The organism is Phocaeicola sp. RTP21198st1_B8_RTP21198_201120 (assembly GCF_040929485.1).
GTDB classification, from domain to species: Bacteria; Bacteroidota; Bacteroidia; order Bacteroidales; family Bacteroidaceae; genus Phocaeicola; species Phocaeicola dorei.
On sequence record NZ_JBCOCI010000030.1, the window covers coordinates 38,143 to 50,536 of the forward strand.

General features: G+C 41.1%; 9 protein-coding genes. 4 read left to right on the plus strand and 5 right to left on the minus strand.

The window, feature by feature from the left end:
• Window positions 1–81: 81 nt before the first annotated feature.
• Together AB5935_RS12595 and AB5935_RS12600 are read right to left on the minus strand one after the other, a co-directional pair.
• The gene (locus AB5935_RS12595) at window positions 82–585 is read right to left on the minus strand and encodes an RNA polymerase sigma factor (RefSeq protein WP_005841977.1); all 504 of its coding nucleotides are present in this window, start codon (window positions 583–585) and stop codon (window positions 82–84) included.
• A 158-nt stretch (window positions 586–743) separates the two neighbouring features.
• The gene (locus AB5935_RS12600; protein ID WP_005841975.1) at window positions 744–1,358 is read right to left on the minus strand and encodes a trimeric intracellular cation channel family protein; all 615 of its coding nucleotides are present in this window, start codon (window positions 1,356–1,358) and stop codon (window positions 744–746) included.
• An 83-nt stretch (window positions 1,359–1,441) separates the two neighbouring features.
• Between AB5935_RS12600 and AB5935_RS12605 the strand changes: the two genes are divergently transcribed.
• Window positions 1,442–2,530, plus strand: a complete 1,089-nt coding sequence (locus AB5935_RS12605; RefSeq protein ID WP_038609726.1) for a UDP-N-acetyl glucosamine 2-epimerase — start codon at window positions 1,442–1,444, stop codon at window positions 2,528–2,530.
• Between the two features lie 106 nt (window positions 2,531–2,636).
• Here AB5935_RS12605 and AB5935_RS12610 read toward each other — a convergent pair whose 3' ends face one another.
• Window positions 2,637–4,031: a DUF3078 domain-containing protein gene (locus tag AB5935_RS12610; RefSeq protein ID WP_008673888.1), complete on the minus strand. Its 1,395-nt coding sequence runs from the start codon at window positions 4,029–4,031 to the stop codon at window positions 2,637–2,639.
• Between the two features lie 108 nt (window positions 4,032–4,139).
• Between AB5935_RS12610 and AB5935_RS12615 the strand changes: the two genes are divergently transcribed.
• The 3 genes from AB5935_RS12615 to AB5935_RS12625 all read left to right on the plus strand — a co-directional run bounded on the left by AB5935_RS12615 (window position 4,140) and on the right by AB5935_RS12625 (window position 9,995).
• Complete coding sequence (locus tag AB5935_RS12615; protein WP_007835301.1) at window positions 4,140–5,738, plus strand: CTP synthase; 1,599 nt, start codon at window positions 4,140–4,142, stop codon at window positions 5,736–5,738.
• 39 nt (window positions 5,739–5,777) lie between these two features.
• Window positions 5,778–7,646 carry a membrane protein insertase YidC gene (yidC, locus tag AB5935_RS12620; protein ID WP_007835299.1) on the plus strand — a complete coding sequence of 623 codons (1,869 nt, stop codon included), beginning with the start codon at window positions 5,778–5,780 and terminating at the stop codon, window positions 7,644–7,646.
• 228 nt (window positions 7,647–7,874) lie between these two features.
• On the plus strand, window positions 7,875–9,995 hold the full coding sequence (locus AB5935_RS12625; protein ID WP_038609729.1) for an alpha/beta hydrolase family protein: 2,121 nt from the start codon (window positions 7,875–7,877) through the stop codon (window positions 9,993–9,995).
• Between the two features lie 448 nt (window positions 9,996–10,443).
• Here the strand turns inward: AB5935_RS12625 and AB5935_RS12630 are convergent, their stop codons facing one another.
• Window positions 10,444–11,370, minus strand: a complete 927-nt coding sequence (locus AB5935_RS12630) for an RluA family pseudouridine synthase (protein ID WP_007835297.1) — start codon at window positions 11,368–11,370, stop codon at window positions 10,444–10,446.
• Between the two features lie 44 nt (window positions 11,371–11,414).
• The coding region (rlmD, locus tag AB5935_RS12635) for a 23S rRNA (uracil(1939)-C(5))-methyltransferase RlmD (RefSeq protein WP_368327449.1) at window positions 11,415–12,394 on the minus strand (980 nt) is incomplete at its 5' end.

Sequence of the window (12,394 nt, forward strand, 5' to 3'; positions counted from 1 at the left end):
TATCATATTGTAAACCAATAAAAACAAAAAGGCAGAGCAAAAGAATTTCACTCTACCTTTTTGATAATTTTTCCCTTTGGATTATACAAAATCACGGAGTTGCCCTTGCAAGCGTTGTCTGGTAAAAAAGATTCTGCTTTTTACAGTACCCAACGGCAATCCCAACTTTTCGGCAATCTCACGATATTTGAATCCCGACACATGCATAGCGAATGGAATACGGTATTCTTTGGGAAGCAAGCCGACTATACGATGTATTTCTTTCATGTCATAAGCTCCCTCGGTACTATCAAAGCCGGAATCCTGAGGCATACTTAAATGGTAGAGATTGTCTGTATGGTCCACAAATGTCTGGTCACGCACTATTTTCCTATAATTGTTTATAAAGATGTTACGCATAATGGTATACATCCATCCCTTAAAGTTTGTATCGGGGATATACTTGTCTTCATTATCCAGCGCTTTCAATGAAGTTTCTTGTAGCAGGTCATTAGCCTCCTCACGGTCGGCTGTGAGTTTGTATGCAAACCGAAGTAATTCTTCTTGCACACCCAGCAGGTTCTTTTTAAAACTAACGCTATTCATAAATCTTTCAGTTTAGGTTCATATTCTTTTTCCATGCTCTCGGTAATGCAAGGATAGCGCATTTTAAATAGGTGTCAAAGAAAAAACTATTAAAATAGGGGGTAAAAACCGTCATTTATCAGTTTTTACCCCCTATTTTGATAGTTTTCAGGTGCTGTTTAGCGTTGTTCCCCCTTTAAAATTGGTAAACAGATGCTATATTTAACAGCTAAAATACGCGCCAAAAACACAGTACTACCTCCTATTATCTGGCAAATAAAGGCTTCCAGACCAAACAGATCACATATCCAATAGGCTAATCCCCCCACCACACAGGCCATTGCATAAATTTCTTTACGAAAAATAAGCGGAATTTCATTAATAAAAACATCGCGGAGCACACCACCTGCGGCCCCAGTGATACTACCCATGATTATAGCTACCCAAAAAGGATATCCGAGAGCAATACTTTTACCTACCCCCACTACTGTAAATAGTGCCAGGCCGATGCTGTCGAACAGGAAGAAAGTGTTATGCATATGAATCAAATACTTGCCGAAAGCAATTACCCAAAACAATGCAAGTCCTGTACATATTAAATATATAGGGTCAGTCATCCAACCCGGAGTCACATCTAGAAGCACATCACGGATAGTACCTCCTCCGATAGCCGTCGCCAAACCCACTACATACGCACCAAACCAGTCAAACTGTTTGGCAGACGCCAATCTGATACCGCTGATGGCAAAGGCAAACGTACCTATAAAATCTAAAACTTGAACAAATGTTAGCATAATGGTTGTTATTTGTCTGCAAAGTAACGAATAAATTCGATAAGAAAATGTATTTTTGTGTTCAGAAAATAGCTTAAAATAAGATGAAAGTAACAATTATCGCCGGTGCACGTCCCAATTTCATGAAAATAGCCCCATTAATGCGTGCTATCAAAGCTGCAAAGGCAGCAGGAAAAAATATCACTGCCCGCCTGGTCTACACAGGTTCGGACGAAGATAAAAGTTTGGAACCTTCTCTGTTTACAGACCTAGATATGCCGCGTCCCGATGTGTATCTGCATGTGGATAATACAGATTTTTTCCAGCGAATGGCAGGTATATTGGTAGCTTTCGCCCGCGAACTGGAACAACATCCTGCACAGGTAGTACTTGTAGTGGATGACCTAACTCCTACTATGGCGTGTTCTATCGTGGCTAAAAAGAAGGGGATAAAAGTTGCTCATCTAGTGGCCGGAACCCGTTCTTTCGATATGGATATGCCAAAAGAAGTAAACAGTATGATAACAGATGGCTTGTCTGATTATCTATTCACGGCCGGAATGGTAGCCAACCGCAATCTGAATCAAACAGGAACCGAACAAGCACATGTACATTTTGTAGGAAACATTCTGATTGATACGCTGCGTTATAACCGTACTCGCTTACAGCGCCCGGTAGCATTCTCTATTATGGGACTGAAAGAAAAAGAATACCTCTTGCTAACCTTGAACAAGCATTCATTGCTAAACAATGATACTGCACTGAAAGCTATCTTCCGCACTATACTGGAAAAAACAGACAAGCCGATCGTGGCACCGCTCCACACGTATGTAAAAAACAAGCTGTCTGTTTTAAATATTACTTCTGAAAGGTTATATATATTACCACCGCAACCTTATTTGTCATTCGGTTATTTAGTGAGCCATGCCCAGGGTCTCATTACAGATTCGGGTAACGTAGCGGAAGAAGCTACTTTTTTAGGAATCCCCTGTATGACATTAAGTACGTATGCAGAACATCCCGAAACAGTGACAATCGGCACAAACCGGCTAGTGGGGGAAGACCCTGAAATCTTAGCAAACGCCCTTGATATGCTGAATAAAGGAGAATGGCAAAAGGGGCTTTTACCGGAACGCTGGGATGGACACACTGCAGAAAGAATTGTGCAAACGTTGCTGGATGAACATAAATAAAATAGAAAACCATTCTCAGATAAAAACACGGATGCCGCAGGATTTGGTATTCTGCGGCATCCGTGTTTTTATTGATTTTCTATCAATATCACTTACACTCTCCTCTTTACCAAGTATAATTCAAACCAAAACTAAGCAATTCCTGCAACTGGAAATAACTCTTGTTATCCTCAGTCAATGTCACACCGTCATCATAACGCGCATGAACAAACAACTTAGTAGACAAATAGCGGTTCAATACAAAATTGAATGTATTTTCCCAACTGGCAATTACGGTGTCATAAGTTGTAAAGTACTCCAATTTAGATTCCCACACAATACTGGGAATAATTTTCCAAGTCAGATTACCTGTAAATTTCGAACCGAAAAGATTTGCTGTTTTATGCCCCGGATCCACATTAAAAGCACCCGGATCAGTTATCTTATCATTACTGATATACATAAAAGTATACGCCAGTGGAGATCCTAACAAAGACAATGAATAATTCTTCTTATTCTGCTTAAAGTCCATACCGAGGGTTATATCCAATTGAGCGGGAGACAGAAAATTAGAAATCATATCATTCGTATTCGTCTTATAATTCCCAAAAAACTGGGTCTTGAACTCGCCCGCCAAAGTATAATACCAGTTTTTGAACGCTTTCACACCCAGTTTACTGTTTAAACGAAACAAGTCGGCATTCGTCTTATATTTATGTACTGTATCTGACGGTGCTGTAACAAAACCCAATTTTATTTCCAGCTTATTTTCAAACTCTATACGCTGGCGGTCATCAAAATTAGCTTCCAGCACCAAGCCAGACAATAGCGCATTAGTACTTTCACCACCTTTATACCAGTTATCTGAAATATAATGTTGTGTGAACTGAACATATCCATTCCCCTTATGCGTCCAAAAGTTAGGACGTACCACCAACAATTCATTATCCGTAGTCAAGCTTTCCACCGGTGTTTCCGGTTGAAGGAAACTTTTGATTTTCTCTTTCCTTGGTCTTTTTACTATCTGATTATTTTCCAGTGGTTTCAGGTCGGCCAAATAAAGTTCGTTATTCACCAGTCTGCCCGGATATTGCAAATAATAATTCCTTAATATATTATTCGACCAACGGTCTGCAGCGGCCAAGGTTTCCAAATCGGGCAGCTGATATATAGCAGCAGATACAGAGTCGCGTTTCCCCATATACAGCGAATCAACAGCCGTCATTATTTTCGTATCCGGACTCCATTTTATTTCAAAAATTTCTTTTATAGGAGCTTCATAATAAGTGGGCGGAACAAACAACTTATAAAAAGCCGGATTAGGACGTACCCACCGGGGAGCCGGGATATTCAAATCATCCCACAGTCTGAAATAAGCAAAATAAGATGCGCTCAAAGCTGATAATGAATCAGAAAAGGCTTTCACAGCCGGATCTTCTTTCGTCTTGGTTACTTTCTGTGCCGATGCCTCTCCCATACAGAATACAGCAAGCACTATAGTCAAACATATACTTTTTCTCATACTATTTTTAGTTTTGTGCAAAAATACACTTAATTTTCCTTTTCCCAAAAAACTGTTTCCTTTATATAATAACGAATGATAAATTCAATTTCATCAAATGATTTTTTAGTGGGAGAAACTAAGTATATCTTCGTAACTGGTGGTGTTGCCTCCTCATTAGGTAAAGGTATTATTTCATCATCAATAGGTAAATTACTGCAAGCCAGAGGCTACAATGTGACAATTCAAAAGTTCGATCCGTACATCAATATCGATCCGGGAACTTTGAATCCTTATGAACATGGTGAATGTTATGTAACGGTAGACGGACACGAAGCCGACCTCGATTTGGGACATTACGAACGTTTTTTGGGCATCCAGACAACTAAAGCCAATAACATTACAACAGGACGTATTTACAAAAGTGTTATTGACAAAGAACGCCGCGGTGACTATTTGGGAAAAACTATTCAGGTTATCCCCCATATTACCGACGAGATCAAACGCAATGTAAAATTATTGGGAAGCAAATACAAATTTGATTTTGTCATTACCGAAATTGGTGGTACTGTAGGTGATATTGAATCACTTCCTTATTTGGAAAGTATCCGCCAATTGAAATGGGAAATGGGACGTAATGCGTTGTGCGTACACCTTACTTATGTTCCTTATCTGGCGGCAGCAGGCGAATTGAAGACCAAACCTACCCAACACTCTGTAAAAGAATTGCAATCCGTAGGTATTCAGCCAGACATATTGGTATTGCGTACCGAGCACGAATTGAGCACTAATTTGAAAAAGAAAGTTGCTCTATTCTGTAACGTAGATGAAAATGCTGTGGTGCAGTCCATCGATATGCCCACTATTTATGAAGTACCTTTGCGTATGCAGGAACAAGGACTGGATGTAACCATCCTTCAAAAAATGGGATTGCCCGTGGGTGAAACTCCAACCCTCGGCCCATGGAGAGATTTTCTAGATCGTCGTCACAAAGCAACTAAAAAAGTAAAAATTGGATTAGTTGGTAAATACGATTTACAAGACGCATATAAATCTATCCTTGAAGCTTTGTCACAAGCAGCCACTTACAATGACCGTAAAGCGGATATCCACTTCATCAATAGCGAGAAACTGACAGATGCCAATGTAGAAGAGCAAATTAAGGAAATGGATGGTATCATCATCTGTCCAGGATTCGGACAACGTGGCATAGAAGGTAAGTTCGTCGCTATTAAATATGCACGTACACACAATGTACCCACTTTTGGTATCTGTCTAGGTATGCAGTGCATGGCTATTGAGTTTGCCCGTAACGTGCTAGGTTATACAGATGCCAATAGCCGTGAAATGGATGAAAAAACGCCACACAACGTGATAGACATTATGGAAGAACAGAAAGCTATTACCAACATGGGCGGCACTATGCGCCTAGGGGCCTATGAATGTATCCTTGACCAACACTCAAAGACTTTCGAAGCCTATAAAAGCGAACATATACAGGAACGCCACCGTCACCGCTACGAATTCAACAATGACTATAAGCAGGAGTACGAAAAGGCGGGTATGAAATGTGTGGGTACCAATCCAGAATCCGATTTAGTGGAAATAATTGAAATTCCAACATTAAAATGGTTCATCGGAGTCCAGTTCCATCCCGAGTACAGCAGTACAGTATTGAAACCACATCCTTTGTTCCTGTCATTTATCAAAGCGGCAATAGACAAATAAGAAACGAGAATTATAATATAATAAGGTAAACAAGTAAAAATGGACAAAAACACTTTAGTGGGATTCGCCCTGATTGGTGCAGTTGTGATAGGCTTCAGCATCTACAACCGTCCTAGCCAGGAAGAAATGGCACGTGCCAAACATTATCAGGATTCCATTCAGGCGATAGCCCAAAAAGAGGCCGAACGACAGGCACAGGCTGCCACGACACAGAGCCAGAATGCAACATTGCATTTAGACTCTACCTCTATGTTCTATGGCGCAAGCCAAGGTGCGGAACAGCTAACGACACTGGAAAATAATGTAGTAAAACTGACTTTCACCAATAAAGGTGGACGGGTATGTGCAGCCATATTAAAAGACTATAATGGACAGGACGGCAAGCCTTTGATGCTGTTTGATGAAAAAGATTCGGGCATGAATTTCGCTTTCGAAGGAAAGAATGAAAACATTTTGACCGAGGATATGTATTTCCAGCCTACCAACGTAACAGACAGCACTGTAACCATGCGTCTGGCAGCAAACAATGGAGGCTATATAGATTTCGATTACAAACTTTTGCCGGATGCTTACATGGTGAATTTCACAATTCGCGCAAATGGCATGCAGAATTTCTTCCCTCCTGCCCTGAACACTGTCAATATAAACTGGCGTCAACGGGCACGTCAACTTGAAAAAGGTTTCAGCTTCGAGCAGCGCTATACCTCGCTCACCTACAAGCCAGTAGAAAAAAGTTCAGATTATCTGAACGAAATGAAAGAAGCAAAAGAAGATGTAACTGATCGTTTGGACTGGATTGCTTTCAAAAATCAGTTCTTCTCAAGCGTACTTATTGCCGATCAAGATTTTGACAAAGCCTCCCTAACCTCTACCCCCCAACAGGAAGGAAGCGGATATATGAAGAACTATACCGCAGACATGACAACTTTCTTTGATCCTACCGGAAAGCAGTCTACCAATATGCAGTTCTACTTCGGTCCGAACCATTTCAAGACTTTGCTGAACAGCAATGATCTAAGCCTTTCCCAAAAAGACTTGGAACTAGAAGATCTGGTTTATTTGGGATGGCCCATTATCCGCTGGGTAAACCGCTGGTTCACTATTAATTTGTTTGATTGGCTCTCGGGTTGGGGACTGAGCATGGGTGTCGTATTGCTGCTGATGACAATTATCGTCAAAGTGTTAGTTTATCCGGCTACCTACAAATCATATATGTCTTCTGCCAAGATGCGCGTCCTGAAACCGTATATCAACGAGATTAATGCAAAATATCCCAAGAAAGAGGATGCTTTAAAAAAGCAACAGGAAACGATGGCACTTTACAGCAAATACGGAGTAAGCCCCATGGGAGGTTGCTTGCCTATGCTGATACAAATGCCGGTATTCATGGCTTTATTCTTCTTCGTGCCTAACGCTATTGAGTTGCGTCAACAAAGTTTCTTATGGGCCCCGGACTTATCCACTTATGATGATATTATCAACTGGGGAACCAACATTCCTTTGCTGGGCAATCATTTAAGCCTCTTCTGTTTGCTGTTCAGTATCACTAATATTCTGAATACCATGTACACCATGAAACAGCAGGATATGGGACAACAGCAAATGCCGGGTATGAAACTAATGATGTATATCATGCCAGTCATGTTTATTTTCATCTTCAACGGTTATTCTTCCGGTTTGAATTATTATTACTTCATTTCCGGACTGATTGGTATCCTCACTATGGTGATTCTGCGCAAAACAACTGATGAAAAGAAACTCCTTGCCATGCTGGAAGCACGGAAAGAAAAGAAAAGCCAAAAGAATGGCGGCAAACCAGGTGGTGGCGGACTAATGGCCAAACTGGAGGCTTTGCAAAAGGAGCAGGAGCGTCTGCAACAAGAAAGAATGAATAAAGGAAAAAAATAACGAGTTTACACTCCCTTAAAAAGACAGCGAAGGCCGCCGTATTATTACAGAATAGCGGTCTTCGCTGTTCTGTAATAATACGATAGCTACTTCTATATTTATTCCTCTCAGCAAAGATACCATCCACAAGCACACAAAGAAACAAAACAAATATGCAGGAACATTTCACATCACCGGCTTTTATACGTATTTTTGCAGTCAATTAATCATCAAAAACAATTTTTAGATATGAATAAATCAAGCGCAACCATCATGGCAGCAGCACTTATGCTAGCTTCTTCCTGTACCGAAGTAAAGCAGGAAGGACAGGGCTACGAACCCATTATAGGTAAGCAAGAAATCACCATCAAAGATGGCCGTCTCACCCCCGAAGCCCTGTGGGCAATGGGACGTATAGGCAGTCTGAGTATTTCCCCCGACGGCAAAAAGATAGCCTACACTGTAGCCTATTATAGTGTTCCCGAGAACAAAAGCCATCATGTAATTTACGTAATGAATACCGATGGAAAGAACAACACCCTGCTTACTCAAACAGCCTGGAATGAAAGCGAACCTCAATGGATAAAAGGCGGAACAAAAATCGCATTCTTATGCAATGAAAGTGGTGGCAGCCAGATTTGGGAGATGAATCCTGACGGTACGGAACGCCGTATTATTTCCGATTTCAAAGGAGACATAGAAGGATTCTCTTTTTCACCGGACGGCAAAAAGATTCTTTTCATCTCACAAATAAAATACGGCCAACGCACCGTAGACCTCTACCCTGACCTACCCAAAGCCAGTGGTATCATTGTAAACGACCTGATGTATAAACATTGGGACGAATGGGTAGAAAGTATTCCGCATCCTTTTATCGCTGATTTTAATGGTAACATGATGGGAGCAGCCACCGATATCATGGAAGGTGAACCGTTTGAAGCTCCAATGAAACCTTTCGGAGGTATCGAGCAACTGGCTTGGAGCAACGACTCTAAACAAATAGCTTACACCAGCCGAAAGAAGCAAGGATTGGCATACGCAGTATCTACCGACTCAGATATATACCTATATAATATAGAAAAAGGCACAACACTGAACCTGTGCAAACTGAATGGACAAGATTCGAATGGAACAGATGAGATGAGAGGATATGACACTAATCCGAAATTCAGTCCCGATGGCAAATACATTGCATGGCAAAGCATGGAGCGCGATGGTTACGAAAGCGACCGAAACCGCCTGTGCGTCTACAATTTGAATAACGGCCAAAAGACATTTGTCACCGAAAGTTTCGAATCGGGCGTAGATGACTACTGCTGGAACAATGATTCACAAAGTCTGTATTTTATCGGTGTATGGCATGGAACCAGCATGGTATACAGTACCAATCTGAATGGTGATATAAAAAAACTGACTGACGGCATGTATGACTACGGATCAGTAGCCATGGCAGGCGACAAAATAATTACCAAACGTCATTCTATCAGTGCTGCTGATGAAATCTACACTCTCACTCCTGCCGACGGACAAGTGGCACAACTCTCACACGAGAATGACCACATCTTTAAACAACTGAAATTGGGCAAAGTAGAGGAAAGATGGACCAAGACTACTGACGGCAAGCAAATGCTCTCATGGGTGATCTATCCCACTAATTTTGACGCAAACAAGAAGTATCCTACTTTGTTATTCTGTGAAGGTGGGCCACAAAGTCCCGTTAGCCAATTCTGGAGCTATCGCTGGAACTTCCAGATTATGGCAGCCAACGATTATATTATCATCGCTCCGAATCGTCGCGGTCTGCCCGGATTCGGCATGGAATGGTTGGAACAAATTAGCGGTGACTACGGAGGTCAATGTATGAAAGACTATTTATCCGCCATAGATGATATTTCGAAAGAACCATATGTAGATACCGACCGTTTAGGATGCGTAGGTGCCAGCTTCGGCGGATTCTCCGTCTATTGGCTGGCGGGACACCATAACAAACGTTTTAAAGCATTTATTGCACACGATGGTATATTCAATATGGAACAGCAATATCTGGAGACAGAAGAAATGTGGTTCGCCAACTGGGATATGGGTGGTGCATATTGGGACAAAAACAATGCAACAGCCCAACGTACCTTTGCCAACTCTCCCCATCGCTTCGTTGACAAATGGGACACTCCTATTCTCTGCATTCATGGTGAAAAAGATTATAGAATTCTCGCTTCACAAGGTATGTCGGCATTCAATGCGGCTGTGTTGCGCGGTGTTCCGGCCGAACTTTTATTATATCCGGATGAGAATCATTGGGTCTTGAAACCGCAAAATGGAGTGTTATGGCAACGCACATTCTTTAACTGGTTAGATAAATGGCTTAAATAGCGCCTAAATTACCGCAATATTATCCGTTATTAGAACTATATAGTATAATTCTCAATTTTTGTGTTACCTTTGTAAGGTCAAACAAAAAAAATGAACATTAAGTGATATTTGTTAAGCTACCTTTTATTAGGTAAGTAAACAATAGCTTGTGAAAGTAGTTGTTTACAGTGTTAGTATATAAATAACTTTTTATTCCCCGTGCTTTGTGAGCGCACAAAGCTGGATGATTACAAAATAATAAAGTGATTATTTTTTCGTGATACCGGCTTGTGATAAGTCGGTATCATTTTTTTATCCCAGTATGATAGTATCTTATTATATCCAAAACAACAATATCCATCCACCTACCAAAATGTAGACGGACGGATATTGTCTTACTTTTATTCTCAATCTCTGCTCAAAATAAAAGCGAAGACGTCTTTTATTTAATTTTAACAGACGAAGCTTCCTATTTTTTCTGCATTAATCCTTTAAATGCCGTAGGATAAGGAGTTTCAAACTCCATCAACTCTCTGGTTACCGGATGATAGAAGCATAACTTGAAGGCATGTAACGCCAATCGTCCTAAAGGATCACACTCACTGCCATAACGCCGGTCACCAATAACAGGATGACCTAAATCCGACATATGCACACGAATCTGATTCTTACGTCCTGTTTCCAAATCCAACTCCACCAAAGAATATCCATTGGCCCGCTTTATTGTTTTATAATGAGTAACCGCAAACTTACCTTCCCCATCATCCACAGGACTGGAACTAACATACAATTTCCGGTCGGTCAACCAAGACTCTACTGTACCGTAATCCTTCTCCATATCACCAGAAACGATGGACACATAACGACGGTCCGTCACAATATCATGCCAATTATCACGTAAAGTATTCTGGGTTTTTTCATCCTTGGCATACATCATCAATCCCGAAGTTTCACGGTCCAGACGATGTACTACAAATACGCGGTTGAAACGATGTGAGCGCTTTACATACTCATTCAAAATATGTTGTGCAGTACGTTCCTTCTGACGTTCTGTGCTGACAGAAAGCAACCCTTCCTTCTTTTCCACCACCAAGATATAAGCATCCTCGTATACCAGTTTCAGCATCGGATGTTTAAACTCACGGTTATTCTTCGCCTTAGACATCTGCACTTTCATACCTGGTTTCAACGCGAAGTTATATTGAGTAGTAATCACATTATCTACCAAAATCACACGGTTGGCAAGCAACGCCTTTACCTTGCTACGACTGATTCCCGCCATTTTCCGCATCAGGAAATCCATCAGCTCAGCGGACTCCGTCACATTATATATAGTATATCGGGCAACGCTTTTCGCCTTTGGTCTGCCGGAATCATTTTTTTTACCTCTTGACATAATTCTATTTACTGTTTAAACAATTTATAATTGAGCCATTCGGATTATCCTCTTTTTTCCAGCAACACTACATTTTCCACATGATGTGTATGGGGGAACATATCTACGGGTTGCACGGCCATCACCTTGTATTTGGCATCTAACAAAGACAAATCACGTGCCTGAGTGGCTGGATTACAGCTAACATACACAATCCGCTGAGGCTCAGCAAAAAGGATTGTATTAATCACATCATCGTGCATTCCGGCACGGGGAGGATCAGTGATGATAACATCAGGACGACCATGTTGACTGATGAACTCTTGAGTCAGGATATCCTTCATGTCACCGGCATAAAATAAGGTATTGTCAATGCCATTGATTGCCGAATTCACTTTGGCATCTTCTATCGCTTCAGGCACATATTCGATACCAATCACTTTCTTTGCCTGACGTGAAACGAAGTTGGCTATGGTTCCAGTCCCCGTATAAAGATCATACACCAACTCATTACCAGTCAATCCGGCAAAATTACGGGCCACCTTATAAAGATTATACGCCTGTCCGGAATTAGTTTGATAAAATGATTTCGCTCCTATCTTGAATCGCAAGCCTTCCATTTCCTCAAAAATATGGTCATTCCCTTTAAACACCATCACATCCAGATCGTTAATGGTATCATTACACTTATTATTGACTACATATAACAAGGAAGTGATTTGCGGAAAACGTTCTGCAACAAAAGTCAGTAACCGCTTCATTAAATCCAATTCACCCTCTTCTACAATCTTGCATTGCAGCAACACCATAAGCTCACCCGTACTTGAGGTACGAATCATCAAGTTGCGAAGCATTCCTTCTTGAGAACGCAGATTAAAGAAAGAATAATTGTGTTCGTATGCATAGTCACGAATCGCATTGCGTATCTGGTTGCTGATATCATCCTGTAACCAGCACTTGTCTATAGCCAGCACCTTGTCAAATGCACCGGGAATGTGGAAACCTACGGCATTCATCTGATCGTACTTCACATCTTCCTTTACCT